Origin of the sequence: Nocardia vulneris (assembly GCF_001613425.1) — a bacterium.
GTDB classification, from domain to species: domain Bacteria; phylum Actinomycetota; class Actinomycetes; order Mycobacteriales; family Mycobacteriaceae; genus Nocardia; species Nocardia vulneris.
The window spans coordinates 366,465-389,745 of sequence record NZ_BDCI01000008.1 but is presented as its reverse complement, the minus strand read 5'-3'; the positions used below and the strand labels follow the sequence as shown (position 1 = coordinate 389,745).

The 23,281-nt window shown below is 68.0% G+C and carries 19 protein-coding genes; 6 read left to right on the top strand and 13 right to left on the bottom strand.

Features of this window, described 5'->3' with window-relative positions:
* The first annotated feature begins 93 nt into the window (after nt 1-93).
* Entirely contained in the window at nt 94-2,466 is a 2,373-nt protein-coding gene (sftH, locus tag NVU01S_RS12980) for a DEAD/DEAH box helicase (protein WP_052281122.1), read from the top strand.
* Between the two features lie 310 nt (nt 2,467-2,776).
* Here the strand turns inward: sftH and NVU01S_RS12975 are convergent, their stop codons facing one another.
* From NVU01S_RS12975 to ssd, 7 genes are all read right to left on the bottom strand, one after another.
* The gene (locus NVU01S_RS12975) at nt 2,777-3,196 is read right to left on the bottom strand and encodes an Rv3654c family TadE-like protein (protein ID WP_082032324.1); all 420 of its coding nucleotides are present in this window, start codon (nt 3,194-3,196) and stop codon (nt 2,777-2,779) included.
* Nucleotides 3,197-3,510: 314 nt separating this feature from the next.
* Complete coding sequence (locus NVU01S_RS12970) at nt 3,511-3,852, bottom strand: TadE family type IV pilus minor pilin (RefSeq protein WP_043678233.1); 342 nt, start codon at nt 3,850-3,852, stop codon at nt 3,511-3,513.
* 35 nt (nt 3,853-3,887) lie between these two features.
* A complete protein-coding gene (locus tag NVU01S_RS12965; protein WP_063048106.1) occupies nt 3,888-4,073 on the bottom strand; it encodes a DUF4244 domain-containing protein in 186 nt (61 codons plus the stop codon).
* Between the two features lie 460 nt (nt 4,074-4,533).
* Complete coding sequence (locus NVU01S_RS12960) at nt 4,534-5,130, bottom strand: type II secretion system F family protein (protein ID WP_043678237.1); 597 nt, start codon at nt 5,128-5,130, stop codon at nt 4,534-4,536.
* A gap of 644 nt (nt 5,131-5,774) precedes the next feature.
* A complete protein-coding gene (locus NVU01S_RS12955) occupies nt 5,775-6,566 on the bottom strand; it encodes a hypothetical protein (RefSeq protein WP_043678239.1) in 792 nt (263 codons plus the stop codon).
* A 280-nt stretch (nt 6,567-6,846) separates the two neighbouring features.
* Nucleotides 6,847-8,028: a TadA family conjugal transfer-associated ATPase gene (locus NVU01S_RS12950; protein ID WP_043678182.1), complete on the bottom strand. Its 1,182-nt coding sequence runs from the start codon at nt 8,026-8,028 to the stop codon at nt 6,847-6,849.
* A 142-nt stretch (nt 8,029-8,170) separates the two neighbouring features.
* Entirely contained in the window at nt 8,171-9,277 is a 1,107-nt protein-coding gene (ssd, locus tag NVU01S_RS12945) for a septum site-determining protein Ssd (protein ID WP_052281123.1), read from the bottom strand.
* 379 nt (nt 9,278-9,656) lie between these two features.
* Here ssd and NVU01S_RS12940 point away from each other — a divergent pair, with 379 nt between their 5' ends.
* Complete coding sequence (locus NVU01S_RS12940; protein ID WP_043678184.1) at nt 9,657-10,463, top strand: HAD family hydrolase; 807 nt, start codon at nt 9,657-9,659, stop codon at nt 10,461-10,463.
* A gap of 859 nt (nt 10,464-11,322) precedes the next feature.
* Here NVU01S_RS12940 and NVU01S_RS12935 read toward each other — a convergent pair.
* Together NVU01S_RS12935 and NVU01S_RS12930 are read right to left on the bottom strand one after the other, a co-directional pair.
* Nucleotides 11,323-12,066, bottom strand: a complete 744-nt coding sequence (locus NVU01S_RS12935) for a Fic family protein (protein WP_043678186.1) — start codon at nt 12,064-12,066, stop codon at nt 11,323-11,325.
* An 11-nt stretch (nt 12,067-12,077) separates the two neighbouring features.
* The gene (locus NVU01S_RS12930) at nt 12,078-12,575 is read right to left on the bottom strand and encodes a MarR family winged helix-turn-helix transcriptional regulator (RefSeq protein WP_082032321.1); all 498 of its coding nucleotides are present in this window, start codon (nt 12,573-12,575) and stop codon (nt 12,078-12,080) included.
* Between the two features lie 86 nt (nt 12,576-12,661).
* Here NVU01S_RS12930 and NVU01S_RS12925 point away from each other — a divergent pair, with 86 nt between their 5' ends.
* On the top strand, nt 12,662-13,531 hold the full coding sequence (locus tag NVU01S_RS12925) for an alpha/beta fold hydrolase (RefSeq protein ID WP_043678190.1): 870 nt from the start codon (nt 12,662-12,664) through the stop codon (nt 13,529-13,531).
* A gap of 175 nt (nt 13,532-13,706) precedes the next feature.
* Here NVU01S_RS12925 and NVU01S_RS12920 read toward each other — a convergent pair whose 3' ends face one another.
* The 4 genes from NVU01S_RS12920 to NVU01S_RS12905 are packed head-to-tail and all read right to left on the bottom strand — an operon-like array spanning nt 13,707 to nt 18,934.
* On the bottom strand, nt 13,707-15,401 hold the full coding sequence (locus tag NVU01S_RS12920; RefSeq protein WP_043678193.1) for a dipeptide ABC transporter ATP-binding protein: 1,695 nt from the start codon (nt 15,399-15,401) through the stop codon (nt 13,707-13,709).
* Nucleotides 15,398-16,369 carry an ABC transporter permease gene (locus NVU01S_RS12915; RefSeq protein WP_052281124.1) on the bottom strand — a complete coding sequence of 324 codons (972 nt, stop codon included), beginning with the start codon at nt 16,367-16,369 and terminating at the stop codon, nt 15,398-15,400. The genes NVU01S_RS12920 and NVU01S_RS12915 overlap by 4 nt, the downstream gene beginning before the upstream one ends.
* Complete coding sequence (locus NVU01S_RS12910; RefSeq protein WP_014981194.1) at nt 16,362-17,288, bottom strand: ABC transporter permease; 927 nt, start codon at nt 17,286-17,288, stop codon at nt 16,362-16,364. The genes NVU01S_RS12915 and NVU01S_RS12910 overlap by 8 nt, the downstream gene beginning before the upstream one ends.
* Before the next feature lie 59 nt (nt 17,289-17,347).
* Nucleotides 17,348-18,934, bottom strand: a complete 1,587-nt coding sequence (locus tag NVU01S_RS12905) for a peptide ABC transporter substrate-binding protein (RefSeq protein WP_043678195.1) — start codon at nt 18,932-18,934, stop codon at nt 17,348-17,350.
* Between the two features lie 417 nt (nt 18,935-19,351).
* Between NVU01S_RS12905 and acs the strand changes: the two genes are divergently transcribed.
* From acs to NVU01S_RS12890, 3 genes are all read left to right on the top strand, one after another.
* Nucleotides 19,352-21,304, top strand: a complete 1,953-nt coding sequence (gene acs / locus NVU01S_RS12900) for an acetate--CoA ligase (protein WP_043678197.1) — start codon at nt 19,352-19,354, stop codon at nt 21,302-21,304.
* Nucleotides 21,305-21,484: 180 nt separating this feature from the next.
* Nucleotides 21,485-22,741 carry a Na+/H+ antiporter NhaA gene (gene nhaA / locus NVU01S_RS12895; protein ID WP_244467445.1) on the top strand — a complete coding sequence of 419 codons (1,257 nt, stop codon included), beginning with the start codon at nt 21,485-21,487 and terminating at the stop codon, nt 22,739-22,741.
* Complete coding sequence (locus NVU01S_RS12890; protein WP_014981190.1) at nt 22,738-23,268, top strand: phage holin family protein; 531 nt, start codon at nt 22,738-22,740, stop codon at nt 23,266-23,268. The genes nhaA and NVU01S_RS12890 overlap by 4 nt, the downstream gene beginning before the upstream one ends.
* The last annotated feature ends 13 nt before the right edge of the window (nt 23,269-23,281 follow it).

The window sequence follows — 23,281 nt, the reverse complement described above, 5'->3', positions numbered from 1 at the left end:
TGACCCAGGTCGCTATTTGGTATCGAAATGGCAGGTGAGGGTTCCTAACCGCACACGTTTCACACTTTCCCAGCGTGTCGTGGCGCGCGCCGCATGAATCCAACGGCCCCTATCGCCCGAACGGCCCAGTACGAGACCCTCAGCTACGGGCGATCGTTGCTGAATCGTGTCCTGTCGGATGGGACCGGTTCGGACGCCCGATTGACCCACGCGGTCGAACTCCCCGCGCGCGCCGCCGCCGTCACCACCTGGCCCGATTGGGCATCGCCGGAGGTGGTGGCCGCATTACAGGACACGGGCATCGACACGCCGTGGAGCCACCAGACCCGCACCGCCGATCTGGCCTTCGGCGGCGCGCACGTGGTGGTCAGCACCGGCACAGCATCCGGCAAATCGCTCGGCTACCAGCTGCCGGTCCTGACCGCGCTGCAACGAGATCCCCGGGCCACGGCCCTTTATCTGGCGCCGACCAAGGCGCTCGGCGCGGACCAGTTGCGAGCCGTCGGCGCGCTGACCCACGAGGGGCCGCTGCGCGATATCCATCCGGCCACCTACGACGGCGATACGCCGGCCGAGATCAGGCAGTGGGTTCGGGCCAACGCCCGCTGGGTGTTCACCAACCCCGACATGCTGCACGTCGGCATCCTGCGCTCGCATCAGCGCTGGGCCAGGGTGCTGCGCAGGCTGCGCTATGTCGTGATCGACGAATGCCATGCCTACCGGGGCGTTTTCGGTTCGCACGTGGCGCTGGTGCTGCGCAGGCTGCGGCGCATCGCGGCACACTACGGCGCCGATCCGGTGTTCGTGCTCTGCTCCGCAACCACGGCCGAGCCCGCCGCGGCCGCCGCGCGGTTGATCGGAGCGCCCTGCGCCGCGGTCACCGAGGACGGATCACCGCAGGGCCCGCGCACCGTCGCGCTGTGGGAGCCACCGCTGCTCACCGCCGTGACCGGGGAAAACGGTGCCCCGGTGCGACGCGCCGCCACCACGGAGGCGGCGCGGATCATGGCCGATCTGGTGGTCGAAGGCGCACGGACACTCACCTTCGTGCGCTCCCGCCGCGCCGCGGAACTCACCGCGATGGACGCCAGACGGCTGCTGCTGGAGGTCGATCCGAGCCTGGCCGAACGCGTCGCGGCCTATCGAGCGGGCTACCTGGCCGAGGATCGGCGGGATCTGGAACAGGCGCTGTCCGATGGTTCGCTGCTCGGCGCGGCGACCACCAACGCACTCGAACTCGGCGTGGACATCGCAGGCTTGGACGCGGCGGTGATCTGCGGATTTCCCGGCACCGTCGCCTCGTTCTGGCAGCAGGCCGGCCGGGCCGGACGCCGCACTCAAGGCTCGCTGGTGGTGCTCGTCGCCAGGGACGATCCGCTGGACACCTACCTCGTGCACCACCCGGAAGCACTGCTGGACAAGCCGGTCGAAGCGACGATCACCGATCCGCACAATCCCTATGTCCTCGGTCCCCAGTTGCTGTGCGCGGCACTCGAACTACCGCTCACCGACACCGAAGTGGACGAGTTCGGCGCCGGCGAGATACTGACCGACCTCGCCGCACAGGGACTGATCCGACGCCGTGCCGTCAAAGGTGCCGCGGACCGCGGACGCTGGTACGTCACCGCGGAGACACAGCCGCACGACGCCGTCGACGTGCGCGGCGGCATCGGCACCCCGGTGGCCATCGTCGACGGAGAAACCGGGCGACTGCTCGGCACCGCCGACGCGGGACGAGCGCCCGCGACCCTGCATCAGGGTGCCGTCCATCTGCATCAAGGCGAGTCCTACGTCGTCGACGAACTCGATCTCGAGGACGGCGTCGCGTTCGTGCACGCCGCCGAACCCGGGTGGACCACCAGCGCCCGCTCGGTCACCTCCATCGCCATCGACGCGATGACCGAGCAGCACCGGCACGGTCACGTGACGACCGCGTTGGCCAAGGTCAGGGTGACCAGTCAGGTGGTCGGCTATCTGCGCACCCTGGTCACCGGCGAGGTCCTGGACCTGGTCGAACTCGATATGCCGGAACACACGCTGCCCACCAGGGCCGTGCTCTACACGGTGAGCCCGGAGTTGTTGGCGCTGGCGGGGATCGAACCGGCGGCCGTGCCCGGCGCGCTGCATGCCGCCGAGCACGCGGCGATCGGACTGTTGCCGCTGGTGGCCACCTGTGATCGCTGGGATATCGGCGGCGTCTCCATCGCCGAACATCCGGATACCGGATTGCCGACCGTGTTCGTCTACGACGGCCAGCCGGGCGGCGCGGGCTTCGCCGAGCGGGGGTTCGCCCAGCTGCACCGTTGGCTCTCGGCAACCCTCGACGTCATCGACGCCTGCGCCTGTGCGGCGGGGTGCCCGTCCTGCGTCCAGTCACCGAAGTGCGGGAACGGAAACCACCCGCTGGACAAGGCCGGCGCGGCGCGGCTGCTGAGCGCGGTGCTGGCCGAGCTGACGGTTCGGTGACGCCGTCGCGCCTTCCTCGTGACGAGGTCGAACCCGAGGTGTGATCAGATATCCATCTGACCTGCATGGTCGGCCTCGGCACGAGGCGCGGGCGGCCCGCGCGCCGCGGCCCACCGCCGAATAAAGAGGAATGAATTCAGGTTAACTACGCTATTGCCGACATCGTCGTCTGCGTACATGCGCATTCATCCGATTCTTTATCCGGACCCCTGCGGACAATTGTCCCCGGTGAAATTAATCGGCCTGGGGAATTACCGATTTCCGCTACTCGCGACAACGTTCTCACAGCGAACACACACTCTGATCTGTCTCAGTTCACAACTGGGCCTGCTCGTGCGACTGCGCGCACCATCCGAACACCTAACAGACCTATTGGTACATTCCGTTCGACAATGACCGTCGCATCCCACTCGGCGACCTCACATCCGCGCACCCGGGCGCCCATCCGCCGCGCCACCTCCGTCGCTTCGGCACACCCCACCTCCACCCCCTCCACCAACCGCCCCGCCGCCGCAAGCGCCGCAAGATCCGCCGCCGCCTGCGCTCGATGCCGGGTGACCACCGCCACGCCCACCTGACCGATCAACAGTGTCACCGCGATCAACCCGGCCAGCGCCAGACATGAGAACACGGTCGCCGCACCTCGGTCCTCGTGTCGGAGACGTGTCCAGGACGGACAAGGGCGACGGCGTCGGTGCCGTTCGAAGACACGAGTCAGAACCGCGAACACAGTCGCCACCTGCCTGGCCCGAGACGTGCCCCGGAACCGCACAGTCCGACAGCGACGGTCCCGTTCGAAGAGGCGAGTCAAGCGGGCGAACAACGTCGCTGCACCCCGGTCTGCTTGTCCGATAGGTGTCGAGAACCGCCAAGGCGGACAGCGTCGGTCCCATTCGATGACGTCGACAAGGCTGCGTACGACATACCGCGTGCTCGCAGGCTTCGCTGCCTTCTCCTGCGGTCTCCTCGGCAGGCACGAGCCCGCCGGGACACCCCCGGCCAGTGGGTGGCATCGACGCCCGCGCACTAGATGCAAGTGCTCGCTCATCGCGCCGAGCCGGGTTCGCGGGTGGCTACGGCATCGGCGTGCAGGGTGAGCAGTGGGAGGAGGGGGGCGCGGGCGGTGACCCGGGCGATCACGTAGGTCCCTTCGGTGCGGAGTGAGATGTCGGCGGAGGGCGGGGCGACGCGGTGAGCGGCGGTCAAGGCGTTCGCCTCGTCGCCGCGGGCCGCGAGCCGGGCCGCTTCGCGGGCGGCGTCGACGCAGTGCACCTGCGCCGACGCCGCGAGTAATGCGCCGAGGCACAGCACCACCGCCACGATCACAGTGGCGAGGGCGATTGCCGCCTCGACCGTAACCGAACCACGGTCATCGCCGAGATCTATTCCACCGCAATGATTTAACTGGCTCTGCTGCCTGCTCAGACGGCGGTGTTCAATGCCCGATCGATGATCCGCGTCAACGCGTTCACGATGCTGTCGCCCGTCACGACGCCATACAAGACCGCGCCGAAAGCCGCGGCTGCGATAGTGCCGATCGCGTATTCGGCTGTGCTCATGCCGTCTTCGGCAACCGCCGCCCGCAGCATCCGCACCCGCACCTCCATACAGACAGCCCGCACGCCACCGACCGTGCTGTGCACTACATGCCCGATTCCCACCTGACTCCCCTCTCACTCCGCCCATGCGGCCGCTCCGCACAGGCACGTTCCCGTCGCCCGGTCAACCGACCCGTCGTCGCCAATCCCCGGGCAGATTTCTGAAACCAGAACCTTCAAATGCACGACTCCCCCTCGCTGCTGTAAACGTCAGTCCTGACCACACACGCCGCCGCGCGCCGATATCGCCCGCACGGCAAGCAGTTTGATCGACACGTCCTCGCTGGCTGCTGCGCGAAGCCGATGACCGTGCGCTGCACTTTGCCAATGCCCGTGCCTGCCTGGCGTTGACCACCCACGTATCCGCACACGGCAGCTCGCCGATACTTGTGTCTGCAGGTGCGGTGGTGGCAGCCTCGCGGTTTCGGCTGACAGGCTTGCCACTCACTCGGCCTCGTGTGCCGTGGGTTCATAGGAGGCCGCCGTCCAGTACGCGACCGGCCAGGCCGATTACGACGGGGACGATGCCGAGGCAGACGAATGCTGGTAGGAAACACAGGCCGAGGGGGCCACCGATCAGTACTCCGGCTCGCTCGGCGCGGGCGGCGGCCGCGTCTTCCACTGCGGCTCTGCGCTGTTCGGCCAGTTCGCCGACCGCGACGGCGAGGGAGGCGCCGGAGCGAGCGGAGCGCCGCGCCATCCGGGCCAGTGACTCGATCTCTTCCGCACCGGCGCGGCCGCTGCCCTCTGCGGCGGCGCGCTCCCAGGCCGTAGTGGCGTCCGCGCCGAGGGCGAGCAAGTCGGCGGCTCGTAGCAAAGCGGTACCGAGCGGCTCAGGCGCGCCGGACGCTACCGCCCGAGCCGCCCCCGCCATCGGCAAACCGGCTCGCAGGCAGGCCGCCAACAGGTCGAAAACAGACGCAGACGCGAGCGGGTCGAGTTGCTGCCGCGTCGTGGGTGCGGCCACCTGCACAGTTCCCGCCGCCCAGAGCGCCCGCCACCGCCGACTCACCGCCACCCGCCCGGGCAACAACACCAGCGCCACGGCCAGCAACAACACCGGCATCTCGGGATACCCCAGGTCGATCGCCACGCCCCCGGGACCAAGCGAGTGCACCACCACTTCAGAACCGCAAAGCAGTCGACTCATCCGAGCACCTCACAAGTCCACCCGTCCGCCCCAGCGTGACCGGCGCACCCCACCACTGCCGCCAGCTGTTCCACACCAACACATTTCGGGCCGACCACAGCCGCCCAGCGCGCACCGACGCCGACCAGTGGCGACTTCACAGAAGCAGCTTTCGCGCGAGAAGCATTTGCACACTGGCCAACGGCGCAGGCCAGCGCCGCTGCCGACCGGTTCATGCGAACACCTCACAGGCTCCGACAACTGTCCGCGGCTGAACGACGCACGCCAGAGTTGCCCACAACCGCTCCCCACCAACGCCTTTCGGGCCGACCACAGTCGCCCAGCGCGCACCGGCGGCGGAACCGGCACCGGCAGACACTTGACTCATACGAGCCGCCTTTGCAGCAGAACCGCCTACAGCTGTGGCGAACAGCGCCCATCGCGAACTGATCAGGCGAGCATCCCTCGGGGCGTGCGCGTCTATCCAGCACGTACCGGCATCGACCATTGGCCGCTTCATGCGGGCGGCCTTTGCGGGAGACGCATTTGCGGGTGGGTTGGGCGGGCCCATGAAGAGTGGTTCATGTGAGGGCCTTTCGGGTTATGGCGTCTGTCCAGAGGAGGCCCGTGCAGGCTAGGGCGGCGCCTAGGGGGAGGAGGACGGTGCCGGTTGGCGTTGCCAGTAGGACGTGGACGGGGGCGGCTCCCATCAGGTGGCCGAGGGCTAGGCCGAGTAGCGGGAGGGCTGCCAGGACGGTGGCGGTGGCGCGGGCGCCGGCGAGGGCAGCGGTGGTGCGGCTGTGGAAGCGGATCCGGCCGGACAGGTCGGTGCGGGCGGCGGAGAGGAGTTCGGCCAGCGCGAGACCGTGTTGCTCGGCCACCTGCCAGGCATCAGCGATACGCGACAGTTCCACCGCGACAACGGAATCGGGGTCGCGTAGCCCTGCGGCGGCCGATCCGCCCAGCTTGCTGCGGCCTGCGCTGACGGCGAACGCTTTCGCGGATTCGCCGCGCGCTTCGGCGGCGGCGAGCGCGGCGGCGGCGCTGGGGTGCGCGCCTACCCGGAGTTCGCCGACGACTGCCTCCAACGCGTCCAGCAGATGCGCGCGTTCGAGATGTCTGCGCCGATCCCGGCGTGCCCGCCGGACCCGGAAGCCGACGGTGCAAGCGACCATCGCCGCCGCAAGGAACGGACCCGGACCGACGAGCAGCACGGCCAGCACCAGCGCGACAGCTGCGCAGCGAAACATCCGGCCCCGCTGCCATCCTCGCGTATCCGCTCGCTGCACGAACACCAGCGCGAACCGCCTGCGCGACAACGACACCGGCGCCACCAGCAACGCCACCGCGAGACATAGCAACGCGCCGATCATCACCGCACCGCCCAACGACGACAACCTCGCAGCACAAGCACCGGGGAGGGTCGACGGTGGGACAACGACGCTGGTGCCGCGATCGATGCGGCAGCACGGCACTTCAGTGCGCCGATCATCGCCCCGCCGCCCGACGACGAGCACGGCACGCGGCGCGCCTGATTCGGCCTATAGCTGGGCAGAGATGGAGTGCTGCTGACGGATTCGGCACCGCACCTGTCGAACCGCTTTTCGCTGAGCGAGGGTCTGTGGTGGTGTGCTGGAGTCGAGCCCGTGGGCATCAGCGGAGCCTTTCGTCGAGGAGTCGGGAAAGGTCTTCGGCGGCAGGGGCGGGGGCGGTGGCGTGCCAGGCGGGGGTGATGTGAACTCGGCCGTCGGGGTAGCGGTTGAGCAGGCCTATTTCGCGGAGTCCGCGGGAGCCGTCGGGGCGACGGTGGACATGCAGGACGATCTGGATGGCGGCGGCGAGCTGACTGTGCAGGGCGGTGCGGTCCATTCCGCCAAGGGCGGCAAGGGCTTCCAGGCGGGCCGGCACCTCCTGGGGCGAGTTCGCGTGAACGGTGCCCGCGCCGCCGTCGTGGCCGGTGTTCAAGGCGGTCAGCAAGTCGACCACCTCGGCGCCGCGCACCTCGCCGACCACGATGCGGTCCGGCCGCATGCGCAGCGCCTGCCTTACCAGGTCGCGCACGGTGACCGCGCCGACACCCTCGACGTTCGCGGTACGCGCGACCAGGCGCACCACGTGTGGGTGCGGCGGTGCCAGTTCGGCCGCGTCCTCGACGCAGATGATCCGTTCGTGCGGACTCACGATGGCGAGCAGGCCGGACAGCAGCGTGGTCTTTCCCGCGCCGGTACCACCGACCACCAGAAAGGCCAGCCGGGCGCGCAGGATTCGTTCCAGGAGGCGTTTGGCCTCCGCGGGCACCGCTCCTGCCGCGGCCAAGGCATCCAGACCTTGGGTGGCCGGCCGCAGTACTCGCAGGGACAGGCAGGTGCCGCCGTGCGCGACGGGCGCGAGCACGGCGTGCAGGCGGACGCCGAACGAATCGCCCAGGGCCGCTCCGGTTCCGGACAATTTGCCGTCCACCCAGGGTTGCGCGTCGTCGAGCCGCCGACCGGCGGACAACGCCAGCCGCTGCGCGAGCCGACGCACGGCCGCCTCGTCCGGGAACGTGATCGAGGTCTTCTCCAGACCGTGCCCACGATCTATCCACACCGCATCCGGTCCGGTGACGAGGACATCGGCCACCTGCGGATCGTGCAGCAGCGGTTCGAGCAACCCCGCCCCCGTCATCTCGGTCTGCAACAACCGCAGCGCCCGCAGCAGGTCCGTATCGCCGAGCACACCGCCCGCCTCGGCTCGGATCGCGGCGGCCACCCGCGCCGGATCCGGTTCCCCGGCCGCACCGGACAGCCGCTCCCGCACCCGATCCAACAACTCCGAAGTCACCAGCGCACTCATCGCCGCCCCCGCCCCGAAGTCCTGCAACCGACCGTCCCGAATGCGAAGTCACCCCGCGCGCCTGACTGCCCAGCACCAAGACCCTGCCGCTCGCACCGGTCGCATACGGACAGCGAGGCAAGCCGCGCGCGAACCATGGCGTTCATCGGCGCTGTCCGGCCGGTGCACTCAAGACGCTGAGCACCGCGTCCGCGGCTTCCCGCAACGGTCCACGGCGCACGGTGAGACCGCGACGTTCCAGGTGTGCGGCGAGACCGGCCTGCGCGCGCACCGCGGCGAGCAGGGGCAGGTCGAGTACCTCCGCGACTTCAGGCCCGCGCAATCCGCCGGGCGCGGGCCCGCGGACTATCAAGCCCTGGTTCGGGTTTCGTCGTGCGATGTGCGCGGAAACGGCTTCCGCGGCGGCGACGGCGCGCAGTTTGGCGGGCACCACCAGGACGACGAGGTCGGCGGAGTCGAGCATCTGGTCGGCGTGCGGGCCCCGTTCGCCGGAAATGTCGCAAATCACCAAATCGCCTGCGGCACGGCCTGCTTCGAGTACCGCGCGGACGGCGGCGGGCCCGATCTCACGCGGCAACCGGCCCGCACCGCTGCGTCCACAGGACAGCACCGCGAGCCCCGGGGCGGCGGCGGGGAGCGCGGAGTGCAGCGCGGCTGCGGAGACCCGGCCGTCTTCTACGACCAGGTCCGGCCAGCGCAGCCCGGCGCTCGTCTCGATGCCGAGCAGCAGGTCGAGACCACCGCCGAGGGGTGCGCCGTCGACCAGGATCGTGTCGTGCCGGAACTCTTCGGCGGCGGCGCGCAGTGCCGTCGCGGCGGCGAGTGTCGACGCGCCCGCGCCGCCGCCGGCTCCTGCCACGGCGACGACGATGCCGTCTCCGTCACGGTGTTCACCGTACTCAGCAAACTTCTCGATAAGTCCTACGGCGGCGCCCGGCAGCGCGATGACGCGTTCGGCGCCGACGGCGGCCGCGGCTTGCCAGTCGGGCAGTGCCGGTTCACCGTCGGTGACCAGGATTACGCCGACGCGGCGCAGGCATGCCGCCGCGACGGACTCCCGCGCGGCGATTGTGTCCAGGATCACCAGCGGCGCACCGGCCCAGGCGGGCCGGCCGACGGGGAGTGCTTGTTCGTCGAGTGTGCGTTCGGCCGCGGCGGCGACGCGCCGCACCTCGTCGCGCAGCCGGGGGTCGTGCAGGAGCACGAGGGCCGGTGGCGTGCTGTTGTCCGGCGCCGCTTCACGATTCATGCCGCTGAGCGTCGCCGAATCGGCGGGCCGACAGAAGGGGCACTATGCCGAATGTGGATAACTCGCGGGTGTGGAGAACTTTTCGTTCCCGAGAAGGGATTCGACCGTCCCCTGAATAGAGGACGGCCCCAGCCGGGGGGGGAGGAGGCTGGGGCCGTCGGGTTCAGCCCCGGGGGGTCGGGCTGAACGCGCCTGGACCATGTCCAGGTGCCAGCAATACTACACCCAAGCCCCGGCCACAACGCAAGTCTGTTGTCGGAGAACTTTGTGAGCCTCGCATGCTCCACATTCGCTGAGCAAACTCCCCGCTCGCGGCCACCGATCGGGCCCGGACACCACCGTCGGCGACGGGTCGCGGCGGGCCGCCTATTCTGGTCGGGTGGACTCACCCCACGCGAACGGACGCGTCGCCGCCTTCTTCGATCTCGACAAGACCGTCATCGCGAAGTCGAGCACGTTCGTCTTCAGCAAGCCCTTCTATGCACAGGGGCTGCTGAATCGCCGTGACGTGCTCGAAAGCAGTTATGCCCACTTCCTGTTCATGCTCTCCGGCGCCGACCACGACCAAATGGAGCGCATGCGCGCCCATCTGACGAACATGTGCGCGGGCTGGGATGTCGAGCAGGTGAAAACCATTGTGGCCGAGACACTTCACGAGCTGGTCGATCCGCTGATCTACGCCGAGGCCGCCGATCTCATTGCCGACCACAAGATCCGGGGTCACGACGTGGTGATCGTGTCGGCCTCCGGCGAGGAGATCGTGGGACCGATCGCCGAGGTGCTCGGTGCGTCCCATACCGCGGCGACCCGGATGGTCGTCGCGGACGGCAAGTACACCGGCGAGGTGGAGTTCTACTGCTACGGCGAAGGCAAGGTCGCCGCCATCGAAAAGCTCGCCGCCAGTGAGGGTTACGACCTCGCACGCTGCTACGCGTATTCGGATTCGATCACCGATCTGCCGCTGCTGAACGCGGTCGGCCATCCCACCGCCGTCAACCCGGATCGCAATCTGCGCCGCGAAGCGGTGGCCAAGGGTTGGCCCATTCTGACGTTCTCCAACCCGGTGTCGCTGTGGGCGCGCTTCCAGGCGCCCTCGTCCACCACCCTTGCGGCCACCGCGGTGGTCGGGTTGAGCGCGCTGGTCGCCGGCGCGATCAGTTATCGCCTGCTGCGTAAGCGGAGCTGAGTTTTAGCCACCGCGTACATCGGCGCGAGTCACGCTGTTCGAGGGGAAGCGGAGCACTTGCCGAGCAATGTGCAGTCCGCACACGACACTCGGACGCGACCAGGCATTTAACCATGAAACGCCGATCGACACGCCGCTAATCAAATGTCCACCGAGGTCTTGATGTGAGGGTGGTCACAGGTGTAGAAAGGTAACTACGGAAGGGTCGGAAGGCCAAGGCAGGACCGGAAGAGAAGGTTCCAGTCTCCCAGCCATCCTTCCCAGCACGGGCACCAGGCACCCACGCGGAGCGCGCCGCGACAAGGGCAGAAGCGTTGTGGGCCTGCGAGATTCGGGTTTCGTCGGCGAGGGCCTCGCACAGGTTGCGGGGATGAACCGCCGGAGTTCGGATTATCGCCGAGGCCGATAGGAACACAACCCACTCAGCACGCTTGGTAACCAGGTAGTCCGTGCTACGCGGGCGGTGAGGTCGGAAACGACACGCCGCCCGCTTTGATGTGTGGGGGTTGGTCTGGGTCTCGGGATCGGTCCGTCTGGGGTGAGTGGCCGCCGCACCTGTTTCGCTTTTGCCTGAGGGGCGGGCTGGGCGGCGAACCGCGCCAGTTCCCGCACCACTTCTGGCTTCTCGCACCAGTTCTGCGGCCCCGCACCCGCTGTGCCAGGGCAGAGAGGGTGCGGGAACGCGGAAGTAGTGCGGGAAGCTTGCGGCGGACGCGCCCGCCCGGGGGCCGGCTGGGCGGCGGACCGCGTCATTTGCCGCACTGCTTCTGTTTTCTCGCACCAGTTCTGCGGTCCCGCACCCGGTCTGCCAGGGCAGAGAGGGTGCGGGAACGTGGAAGTGGTGCGGGAAACCCTGTGGCTAGGCGGCGGAGTCGGCGATCGAGGTGGCTTCGCGGGCACCGTCTTCGAGGGCGCCGCAGCAGAGGATGACCCAGTTGCCGACGGCTTCGGGTGTGCCGGTGCCGAAACCGGCGGCGGTGTCGAGGTAGGACTGGCGGCGGCGGAGCCAGAAAACTTCTGGCACGCCGAGACTGTGCGGGTCCAGTCCACTGGACACCGCGACCAGACGGGATGCGGCGCGCGCCACCACACCGTCGGCGGTGCCGAACGGTCGCAGGGTGAGCAGCTCGCCGTGCACGACGGCGGCGAGCACCGGGGCGGGCGCGCGGGAACCGACGACCGTCTGTGCGAGGAGGTCGAGACGTTCGGCGACGCCCGCGTCCGCGCGCGGTCGGCCGAGCAGCTCTTCGTCGGCAACCAGATCCGCGGCGGCAAGTAGGTGCAGACGAGCCAGCGCCTGCAATGGTGCCCGCTGCCAGGTGCCGACCAGATTTCGCAACGCGTCGCCATCCAATGCTTGGCCGACGCGCAAAGATCCGGCGAGTATCGGGTCGGCGACGTTGCCGTCGGCGGGGAGTTCGGTGCTGCCGCCGTCGATGGCGGCGGACGAGCGAGCCGCCCGCACCGCGGCCTCGGCGGCGGTGGTCGGCCAGCCGCGACGATTCGCTTTGTGCCGGTGCACCGCGGCGAGCGCGTCCCTGGCACGGTCGGCGGCGGCACGCACACTAGGCAGATCGACGAGGGGCTGTAGCGGATCGGTCACGGCATACGAGGCTACTTGCGGGCGTCCGAGTGCCGGGCGATGGACTCCTCGATCTCGGCCAGCATCCGCAGCTGCGCCGGCGTCAGCAGATCGGTGAAACGGTGGCGCACCGAGGCGTGATGCGCGGGGGCCGCGGTCTCGAGGGCGCGCCGACCGGCGGCGGTGAGCAGCACGTCGTCGCCACGGCCGTCCCGCTCGCACGGTTCGCGGGCGATCAATTCGCGCCGCTCCATTCGGCCGAGCTGCCGGGACAGTCGGCTGTGCGGCCAGTGCATGTGCGCGGCTAGGCCGCTCACCCGGACGCACTCCGCGGTCTCGGCGACCTCGGCCACCGCGGCGAGCACGTCGTAGTCAGGCATCGAAAGACCGGTGCTGCGCTCCAGATCCCGGGCGATCTCGGCGTCCACGAGCAGACGCATCCGCTGATACGCCGCCCAGCCTTCCTCGGCGGCGGCACGGCGCCGGGTAGATCCAACCGCGGCAGATCCAAGCGAGGCGGATTCGGTCATGCACCCAGTCTAACGGGACTTGTTTACATGTAACGAATCTTCGGCTACGGTTCTCGTTACATGTAACGCACTTGGAGGTTGTACACATGCAGGGCAACGAGCGGATCGTCGAAGTCAATGGAATCCGCCTGTGCACAGAGAGTTTCGGCGATTCGACGTTGCCGCCACTGCTGTTGATCCACGGCGCCGCGGAGTCCATGCTCGCGTGGGAACCCGGCTTCATCACCGGGCTGGTCGAGGGCGGACGACGAGTAATCCGTTACGACACAAGGGATTCCGGACAGTCGACCACCTTCCCGGTCGGTGCGCCCGGCTACGATCTGCGCACACTGGTCGCGGACGCGGTCGGCCTGCTCGACGCACTGGGCATCGAACGCGCACACATCCTCGGCATGTCCCAGGGCGCGGCCACCGCGCAGCTCATCGCGTTGGATCACCCCGATCGGGTCATCTCGCTGGTGCTCGCTTCCGCTTCGCCGGGCGGCCCCGGCCATCAGAACCCGGATCTGCCGGGGATGACTCCCGAACTGCTGGCGTACTTTTCGGCCGAGGCCCCGGTACCCGACTGGTCGGACCGCGCGGCGGTCGTCGAGTATCTGGTCGAATCCGAGCGCCCGTTCGCGGCGGCGAGCCGCGTCTTCGATACCGCGCACCGCACCGAGCTGGCGACGCAGGTGGTCGAGCGGGCGGCCGATATCGCGGCACAGCTGACCAATCCGTTCCTGCTGGACGCCGGTGCGCCGTGGCGGGATCGGCTCGGCGATATCACCGCGCCGACGCTGGTGCTGCACGGCACCGAGGATCCCCTGTTCCCGCTCGAGCACGGAAAGGCTTTGGCCGCAGCGATTCCCGGCGCGGAACTGCTGCCCATGCCGGAGACCGGACACCAGGTGCCCCCGCCGTGGCAGTGGGACGCGGTCGTGCCCGCCCTGCTAGCGCACACGACCCGGAACTGAGGGCTCAGCACCCGGCCGGGCCACACACGACCCGGCACCTTGCGGTCGAGCCTGCTCGATCGCGAGCACCTGCGGCCGAGGATCGGAGCGCAGCCCGAGAACGAGAAAGCGGCTCACCCGTAGCAGGGTGAGCCGCTGCCGTCCGACGAGCTGATCCCCAGCCCGCCAACGTTTCTCAGCCGGCCAGCAGATCCCGGCCGGGGATGGCGTCGAGCAGCCGCCGGGTGTACTCCTCCCGGGGCGAGTCGAAGACCTCCTGGGTGGAAGCCGCCTCGACCACCTTGCCGCTCTGCATGACCAGCACGTCATCGGCGATCTGGCGGACCACCGCGAGATCGTGGGTGATGAACACGTAGGACAGGCCGAGTTCGGCTTGCAGGTCGTTCAGCAGCCGCAGGATCTGCGCCTGCACCAGCACGTCGAGCGCGGAGACCGCCTCGTCGCAGACCACGACCTCGGGCGAGAGCGCGAGCGCGCGGGCCACCGCGACGCGTTGGCGCTGACCACCGGACAGCTCGTTGGGGTAGCGCCGCATCACCGAGGACGGCAGCGACACCTTCTCGAGCAGTTCACGGACCGTCGCCTCGCGCTCCTTCGGGGAGCCGATGTCGTGCGTGCGCAACGGCTCCTCGATGGTGCGGAAGATCGAGTACATCGGGTCGAGCGAGCCGTACGGATCCTGGAAGATCGGCTGCACCCGCCGCCGGAACGCGAAGGCGCCCTTGCGATCCAGCTTCGCGACCTCTTTGCCGTCGAACAGCACCTGGCCCGAGGTCGGCTCGAGCAGGCCGAGGATCATCTGCGCGACGGTGGATTTGCCGGAACCGGACTCGCCGACGATCGCGGTGGTGGTGCCGCGCCGCAGCCGGAACGAAACATCCTGCACCGCGGTGAAATCCGTCGATTTCCAGGGCGTGCTGCCACGGATCTGGAAGACCTTGGTGAGGTTCTCGACCACCACCACGTCGTCGGAGGCGGCCACGATTTCGGTGTCGGCCGCGGCGATCTGCTCGGCGACCTTCTCGGCCTGCTCGCGGATCTCGATGCGCTGCTTCACCGACGACAGTCGCTGCGAGGCGAGCGAGGGCGCCGAATTCACGAGGCGCTTGGTGTACAGGTGCTGCGGCTCGCGCAGAATCTGTAGTGCGGGACCGGATTCCACCACCCGCCCGCGGTACATCACCACTAGGTGTTCCGCGCGCTCGGCCGCCAGGCCCAGGTCGTGGGTGATCAGCAGAACGGCGGTGCCGAGCTCGGCGGTGAGGCCGTCGAGGTGGTCCAGGATCTGCCGTTGCACGGTGACGTCCAGCGCCGAGGTGGGTTCGTCGGCGATGAGCAGCTTGGGCCGGCAGGCCAGGCCGATGGCGATGAGCGCGCGCTGGCGCATACCGCCGGAGAACTCGTGCGGGTACTGGTTCACCCGGCGGCCGGCGTCGGACATGCCCGCTTCTTCGAGCAGTTCGATCGCCCGCTGCTTGGCCGCCTTGCCCTTGGCGATCCCGTTGGCCTCCAACGTCTCCCGAATCTGGAAGCCGATCTTCCACACCGGGTTGAGATTCGACATCGGGTCCTGCGGCACCAGGCCGATGCCGTTGCCGCGCACCGCGATGACGTCCTTCTTGGAGGCCGTCGCGAGGTCCTTGCCGTCGAACAGGATCGAGCCGGAGGTGACCTTGCCGGTGCCGGGCAGCAGATCGATGATCGCGTGCGCCGTGGTCGACTTACCCGAGCCGGACTCGCCGACGATCGCGACCGTCTGTCCCGGATACACCTGCAAGTTCACGTCCCGGACCGCGGGGATTCGCTTCCCCTCGGACGTAAAGCAGACGTTGAGATCCTTGATCTCCAGTAATGGCGTTTCCGCGCTCATCGCTTCCTCGCCTTCGGGTCGAGGGCATCGCGCACCGCGTCGCCCAGCATGATGAAGCTCAGCACGGTGAGCGCCAAAGCCGTTGCGGGATAGAACAGGATCGCCGAGGTGCGAATCTCCTTCTGCCCGGAGGAGATATCGGAGCCCCAGGACACGATGGTGCGCGGCAACCCGACGCCGAGGTAGGACAGCGTGGCCTCGGTGACGATGAAGACGCCGAGCCAGATCGTGGTGACCACGATCAGCGGGCCCGCCGCGTTCGGCAGCACGTGCCGGATCAGCGTGCGTATCCGCGAGACGCCCAAAGCCTTTGCCGCCGTGACGTAATCGCTGTTCTTCGCCTGGATCACCGCGCTGCGGGCGATCCGGGCCGCCTGCGGCCAGGTGAACGAGGCGAGGATGAGGATGACGGTCCAGATGGTGCGGTCATCGAGCAGCTGCATGATCACGATCGCGGCGAGCATCAGCGGGATCGCGTAGAAGATCTCCGAGACGCGCGAGACGATCGAGTCGAGCAGGCCGCCGTAGAAGCCGGACAGCGCGCCGAGGATGCCGCCGAGCAACACGAACATGATCGTCGAGCCGACGCCCGCCATCACCGAAGCCCGTGCGCCGTAGACGGTTCGGGCGTAGATGTCGCAGCCCTGCTTGTCGAAGCCGAACGGGTGACCCGCACCGCGCGGGTCCATGCTGAAGTCGCCGTTGCAGTAGCGCGGATCCTGGCTGGTGAACAGGCCCGGCCAGATCACGACGACGAGGATGAACAGGATCATCAGCGCCGCGACGATGAAGATCGGATTGCGCCGCAACTGCCGCCACGCGTCGTACCAGATGCTGGTCGGCGAGCCGCCTTCGGCGACCATGTCGGTGGCCAGCACCTCGACCTCGTCCGGCGGTGCGACGAAGTAGACCTGCCTGCCCCGCGCCGCGCTGTCGGCGAGGTCGATTCCTTTTTCGAGGTCAGGCATAGCGGATCCTCGGATCGAGTGCGGCGTACAAGAGGTCTACGACCAGGTTCGAGACCAGGAAGATGATGATCAGCACGGTCACGAACGAGACGACCGTGGGCGGCTCGCCGCGGGTGATCGCCTGGTACATCGTGCCGCCGACGCCGGGGATGTTGAAGATGCCCTCGGTGACGATGGCGCCGCCCATCAGCGCGCCGAGATCGGCGCCGAGGAAGGTGACCACCGGGATCATCGAGTTGCGCAGGATGTGCACGGTGACGACCCGGCGCCGGCTCAGGCCCTTGGCCGTGGCGGTGCGCACGAAGTCGGCGGTCATGTTCTCCGCCACCGAGTTCCGGGTCAGGCGCAGCACATAGGCGAACGACAGTGACCCGAGCACGAAGGCCGGGACGAGCAGTTCGGTGAAACTCGCTTTACCGGTGACGGTCACCGGCGCGATCCCCCACTTCACGCCGAGCAGGAACTGGGCGAGGAAGCCGACCACGAAGATCGGGACGGCGATCACGATCAGGCTGATGACGAGCATCGTCGAGTCGAAGAGCTTGCCCTTGCGCAGTCCGGCGACCAAGCCGAACACGACGCCGAAGACGGCCTCGATGAACACGGCCATGAAGGCGAGCTTGATCGTGATCGGGAAGGCCCGCGCGAGTTCGTCGCGGACCGGCCTGCCGGAGAAGGCAGTGCCGAAGTCGAACGTCAGAATGCCCTTCAGATACAGCAGGTACTGCATGATGAAGGGCTGGTCGAGGTGGTAGCGGGCGCGCAACTGCGCCTCCACCGCGGGGGTCATCGGTTTGTCGCCGGCGAGGGCGTGGATCGGGTCGCCGGGGACGAGGAATACCAGGGCATAGATGAGCAGCGTCGCCCCGAGGAACACGGGGATCATCTGGAGCAGACGCCGCACGACATACCAGGCCATTTCGTCTCCTGGGTCGGAGATGAGCCGCGCCGCCGGAGCAGGCGCGGCTCATCTGGCGGCTACTTCTCGATGTTCTCGAAGTCGAACAGACCGTTCCAGGCGAGGTTCGCCTTCACCTTCTCGGAGCGGCCCGCGGCGGCGATGTAGTCCAGCACCGGGATGTCGGCCATCTGGCTGAGCATCATGGTCTGCGCCTGCGCGACGATCTTGTAGGACTCCTCCTGCGTCGGCGCGGCCAGCGCGGCGTCGAGCAGCTTGTCGAACTCGGGGACCTTCCAGTCGACGTTGTTCGTCTCGGAGTAGCTGTAGTACTGCGAGGTGAGGAACTGCAGCATGGTCGGGTAGTCGCCCTGCCAGCCGTAGCGGAACGCCTTGTTGATGGTCTTGGCGTTGACCTCGTCGCGGATGTTCTTGAACGTCGGGTACGGGGTGCCGATGGCGTCGATGCCCAGGGTGTTCTTGATGCTGTTCGCGACCGCTTCGATCCAGGCCTGGTGGCCACCGTCGGAGTTGTAGGCGATCTCGTAGCGACCCGACCACGGCGACATGGCGTCGGCCTGGGCCCACAGCTTCTTGGCCTCGTCCGGGTTGAACTTCAGGAACTCCGAGCCCGGCAGGTCGCCGCGGAAGCCCGGCAGCGAGGCGGAGGTGAAGTCCCGCGCCGGCAGGCGGGTGCCGTGGAAGATGTTCTGGCAGATCTGCTCTCGGTTGATCGCCATGGACAGGGCCTTGCGGCGCAGCACGCCTTCTTCACCGCTGAAGTGCGGGACATTGGCCTGGATGCCGATGTGCTGGTTCTGCGCGGTCGGCTTGGTGATCGCGCGGTCGCCCAGGTCCTTCTCGTAGGAGGTGATCGCGCTGTCCGGGATCGTGTCGAGGGTGTCGAGGTTGCCCGCCTGCAGGTCCGCGTACGCCGTGTCGAACGACTGGTACATCACGAAGCGCAGGCCCTTGTTCTTCGGCGCGCGGCCACCCTTGTAGTCCGGGTTCGGCACCAGGTCGATCTGCACGTTGTGCTGCCAGGCGCCTTCGTGCGCGAACTTGTACGGGCCGTTGCCGATCGGGTTCTCGCCGAAGGCCTTGATGTCCTTGAAGGCCGCCTCGGGCAGCGGGTAGAACGGCGCGTAGCCGAGTTCGGTCTCGAAGTCGATCGAGGGCGACTTGAGCTCGACGGTGAAGGTGCGATCGTCGACGACCTTCAGGCCCTTCATCGTTTGTGCCGTCGGCTTCTCGGCCGACACCTCGTCGAAGCCCAGGATCGGGGTGAACACGTAGCTCTGCAGCTGGGCGTTGGTGCCGAGGGCACCGTAGTTCCACGCGTCGACGAACGACTTCGCCTTCACCGTGGTGCCGTCGGAGAACTTCCAGTCCGGCTTGATGGTGATCTTGTAGGTCTTGCGGTCGGTCGTCTCGATCTTCTCGGCCATCTCGTCGTGCGCCACGCCGTTGCCGTCGTAGTACTTGAGACCCGCGAACAGCCGGTCGACGACTCGCCCACCCATGTTCTCGTTGGTGTTGGTCGGTACCAACGGGTTCTGCGGTTCACCACCATTGGTCGTGACGATGCTCGCGTCGGCGCTGTCGTCCGACGAACAAGCTGCCAGTCCGAGGCTTGTGGCCAGTAGTGCTGCCGCAGTCAGCGCCATTGCTCTGTTGAATCTCAACGCGTTCTCCCGTTTTCGAGAAGGGCGGAGCCTGGTGGCACGCGTTGAGGTCAACCAGGCGCATGCCGGCACGATCCGCCTTGGGTGCCTCGGAGATTATCCACCTGGAAGGGACTCTGTCAGCAGATTGACCAGAGTTCGTTCCACTAATTACCAATTCGGCAACATCGCCGAAACACGAAAAACATCGCGCGAAAACGGCCGATCTGCCGAAACATTGCCTCCATACGGGGCCTTCCGGCGTCTCCCTGACACCCCCTCAGCGCTGCGGATCGTGCAACGGCGGGACGGCACGGAAACCCGGTGGACACACCGGACGCGGCGTAGGTCACAGTTGTCTACTGTCGAACTGGCTGCGTTTGAATCGTGGGCTCAGGCTACGTGGAAAGAAGAAGCGAGATGACCGAAACAGCCGACCACAGGGACTCGTACCCGCCCGCCGCGGACTTCGCGGCCGCGGCGAACGCCGATGCCGCGCTGTACCAGCGAGGTTCGGCCGATCGCGACGCGTTCTGGGCCGAGCAGGCCGATCGTTTGCACTGGCACGAGCGGTGGCAGCAGGTGCTGGACTGGACCGACGCGCCGGTCGCCAAGTGGTTCGTCGGCGGCAAGCTGAACGTCGCCTACAACTGCGTCGACCGGCACGTGCTCGACGGACACGGCGACCAGGTCGCCATCCACTGGGAGGGCGAGCCCGGCGACTCCCGCGACATCACCTACCGCGAGCTGCTCGCCGAGGTGAGCCGGGCCGCGAACTACCTGACCGAGCTCGGTCTCGAAGCGGGCGACCGGGTCGCCATCTATATGCCGATGGTGCCCGAGGCCATCGTCTCGATGCTGGCCTGTGCCCGGCTCGGCCTCACCCACTCGGTGGTCTTCGCCGGGTTCTCCCCCACCGCGCTGCGCCAACGGGTCGACGACGCCGAGGCTCGGTTGATCATCACCACGGACGGGCAGTGGCGGCGTGGGAAGGCCGCGCCGCTGAAGGAAGCTGTGGACGAGGCGCTCTACGCGAACGGCGATGTGCCGCACAGCGTTGAGCATGTGCTGGTGGTGCGGCGCACCGAGCTCGAGGTGCCCTGGACCGACGGACGCGACCTGTGGTGGCACGAGACGGTGGCGAACGCGTCGCCCGAGCACGAGGCGCAGGCCTTCGACGCCGAGCACCCGCTGTTCATCCTCTACACCTCCGGCACCACCGGAAAACCCAAGGGCATCCTGCACACCAGCGGCGGCTATCTCACCCAGACCGCCTACACCCACCACAACGTCTTCGATCACAAAGCCGGACAAGACGTCTACTGGTGCACCGCCGACATCGGCTGGGTCACCGGCCACAGCTACATCGTCTACGGACCACTGGCCAACCGCGCCACCCAGGTCGTCTACGAGGGCACGCCGAACTTCCCGGACGAGCACCGGCACTGGCAGATCGTCGAAAAGTACGGCGTCAGTATCTATTACACGGCACCCACGCTGGTTCGTACCTTCATGAAGTGGGGTCGCGAGATCCCGGCCGCGCACGATCTGTCCAGCATCCGGTTGCTCGGGTCGGTCGGTGAACCGATCAACCCGGAGGCCTGGCGCTGGTACCGCGACACCATCGGCGCGGGCCGCACCCCGATCGTGGACACCTGGTGGCAGACCGAGACCGGTTCGATCATGATCTCGCCGCTGCCCGGCGTCACCGTCGCCAAGCCCGGCGCGGCCATGGCACCGCTGCCCGGTATCTCGGCGCTGGTCGTCGACGAAGAGGGAAAGCCGGTGCAGCGCGGGGAAACCGAGGCCAACGGCTACCTGGTGCTCGACCAGCCGTGGCCGTCGATGCTGCGCGGCATCTGGGGCGACATGGCGCGCTACCGGGCCACGTACTGGGAGCGCTACGCCGAGCAGGGCTGGTACTTCGCCGGCGACGGCGCGAAGCTCGACGCCGACGGGGACCTGTGGGTACTCGGCCGGGTGGACGACGTGATGAACGTGTCCGGCCACCGGATCTCCACCGCGGAGGTGGAATCGGCGCTGGTCGGTCACTCCGGGGTCGCCGAGGCCGCGGTGGTCGGGGCCAGCGACGAGACCACCGGCCAGGGCATCGTCGCGTTCGTCATCCTGACCGCGGAGGCCAAGGACACCGGCAGCGCGCTGGTGGACGAGCTGAAGGCGGAGGTGTCGCGCGAGATCAGCCCGATCGCGCGGCCGCGGGAGATCCACGTGGTGCCCGAGCTGCCGAAGACGCGCAGCGGCAAGATCATGCGCCGGTTGCTGCGCGACGTCGCGGAGGGCCGCGAGCTCGGCGACACCTCGACACTGGTCGATCCGAACGTCTTCGAGGCGATCCGGGCCAGCAAGGCCTAGCCCCACGGAACCGCGGCACGCATGGTAAGGCCGGTGGCTGTTCTGGTCACCGGCTTCAACCGTTAGGATTGCGTAAGGTGTGCCGGGAAGTCTGGTCGGCATGCGGCCGTGCACCCGCAGCCGAGGCGGCGGGAGGGCGAGGTCGCAGCCCCGACCGACCCTGCCGAAAGGTTCCCCGTGATCACGCAAGTGCGCTCGGAACTGTCCCGCTATCTGCGCACCGAAACAGTCGGCGGCGCCATTCTGCTGATCGCCGCCGCGGTCGCGTTGCTGTGGGTGAACTCGCCGTGGGGCGCGAGTTACGTGACGATGACCGAGACGGTGCTCGCCATTCCGCCACTGCACCTGGATCTCACCCTGGCCGACTGGACCAAAGACGGTCTGCTCGCCATCTTCTTCTTCGTCGCGGGCCTGGAACTCAAACGCGAACTCGTGGTCGGCGAGCTGGCCGACCCGAAACGCGCGGCCCTGCCGATCATCGCCGCGGTCGGCGGCGTGGTCACGCCCGCGCTCATCGCCGTGGTGGTCGGGTTCGGTGTGCCCGGGATGGACCGGGGCTGGGCCATCCCGGTCGCCACCGATATCGCGTTCGCGCTGGCCGTGCTCGCCATGACGGGTTCCCGTATCCCGGCGAGCGCGCGGGTCTTCCTGCTGAGCCTGGCGGTGGTCGACGATCTGATGGCCATCATCGTGATCGCCGTGCTGTTCACCACGACGCTGGCGCTGCTGTGGCTGCTGACCGCCGCGGCCTGCTTCGCGCTGTGGGCGCTGGCCCAGCACAAGCGGATCCGTACCCCGTGGCTGTACGTGCCGCTGGCGCTGGTCGCCTGGTACGCGCTGCACGAGGCGGGCATCCACCCGACGCTGGCCGGGGTGGTCCTCGGCCTGCTCACCAGGGTGCGCCCCGACCCCGGGGAAGAAGAGGCGCCGGCCACTCGGCTCGAGCATCTGATCCAGCCGATCTCGGCCGGGGTGTGCGTCCCGTTGTTCGCGTTGTTCGCCTCCGGAGTTCCGTTGGACGCCAAGGTGTTCGGCGAACTGTTCAGCGACAGGCTGGCGCTGGCGGTAATTCTCGGGTTGCTGCTCGGCAAGACCCTGGGCATCTTCGGGATCAGTTGGCTCGCAATCCGGTTCGGCGTGGCCAAGCGGCCCGCCGGACTCGGGTATCGCGACATGTTCGCCCTGTCGGTGCTCGGCGCGATCGGCTTCACCGTTAGCCTTCTCGTGGCGGAACTCGCACTGGCCGATGTCGGCGACGGCTCGGCCGCGGAATTGGCGAAGGCCGCTGTGTTGGTCACATCAATGGCGGCGTCGCTTGCCGGTTCGGCGCTACTGTTGCGGCGAGGGCGTGTCCACCAGGCGCGTCGAGACGCGCGTGCGCTACAACGAGAAGACGAGGACGCAGTGCCGGGACAGGGAGAAGGGTCGACCAAGTGAGTTACACAAACGGCGGTAACGGGAACGACGCGCAGCGCGGTCGTACAGTGACCTCCATTCCCTTGTCCGACGCGAATCCCACCGGCAGCGCCAGCTTCGGCAGCCTCGTGCGCGACGCGACCGAGCAGATGTCGACGCTGGTCCGGGCCGAGGTCGCGCTCGCCAAAGCGGAGGTCACCGGCGAGATCAAGAAGGGGCTGCAGGGCAGCGTCTATTTCATCCTCGCGCTGACCGTCCTGCTGTTCAGCACGTTCTTCTTTTTCTTCTTCCTCGGCGAACTGCTCGACGTGTGGCTGGCCCGCTGGGCGGCCTTCCTGATCGTGTTCGCGCTGATGATCGTCGCGACCGCGCTGCTGGCGCTGCTCGGCTATCTGCGGGTGAAGAAGCTGCGCGCGCCGGAGAAGACGATCGACTCGCTCAAGCAGGCCCGCGCGGTGCTGCCGCACGGTCTCGGCGCGGCGGCGCACGAGGATCGTCCGGCGCTGACCCACGACGGCCGTCCCGCCCTGGACAAACCCGCTTCGTAACCGCTCGCTCGCG

Coding starts and splice junctions, on each gene's coding strand:
- sftH (WP_052281122.1), top strand. CDS start 94: ATGAATCCAACGGCCCCTATCGCCCGAACGGCCCAGTACGAGACCCTC.
- NVU01S_RS12965 (WP_063048106.1), bottom strand. CDS start 4,073: ATGGAGGTGCGGGTGCGGATGCTGCGGGCGGCGGTTGCCGAAGACGGC.
- NVU01S_RS12960 (WP_043678237.1), bottom strand. CDS start 5,130: ATGCCGGTGTTGTTGCTGGCCGTGGCGCTGGTGTTGTTGCCCGGGCGG.
- NVU01S_RS12955 (WP_043678239.1), bottom strand. CDS start 6,566: ATGATCGGCGCGTTGCTATGTCTCGCGGTGGCGTTGCTGGTGGCGCCG.
- NVU01S_RS12950 (WP_043678182.1), bottom strand. CDS start 8,028: ATGAGTGCGCTGGTGACTTCGGAGTTGTTGGATCGGGTGCGGGAGCGG.
- ssd (WP_052281123.1), bottom strand. CDS start 9,277: ATGAATCGTGAAGCGGCGCCGGACAACAGCACGCCACCGGCCCTCGTG.
- NVU01S_RS12930 (WP_082032321.1), bottom strand. CDS start 12,575: ATGACCGAATCCGCCTCGCTTGGATCTGCCGCGGTTGGATCTACCCGG.
- NVU01S_RS12925 (WP_043678190.1), top strand. CDS start 12,662: ATGCAGGGCAACGAGCGGATCGTCGAAGTCAATGGAATCCGCCTGTGC.
- NVU01S_RS12920 (WP_043678193.1), bottom strand. CDS start 15,401: ATGAGCGCGGAAACGCCATTACTGGAGATCAAGGATCTCAACGTCTGC.
- NVU01S_RS12915 (WP_052281124.1), bottom strand. CDS start 16,369: ATGCCTGACCTCGAAAAAGGAATCGACCTCGCCGACAGCGCGGCGCGG.
- NVU01S_RS12910 (WP_014981194.1), bottom strand. CDS start 17,288: ATGGCCTGGTATGTCGTGCGGCGTCTGCTCCAGATGATCCCCGTGTTC.
- NVU01S_RS12905 (WP_043678195.1), bottom strand. CDS start 18,934: ATGGCGCTGACTGCGGCAGCACTACTGGCCACAAGCCTCGGACTGGCA.
- acs (WP_043678197.1), top strand. CDS start 19,352: ATGACCGAAACAGCCGACCACAGGGACTCGTACCCGCCCGCCGCGGAC.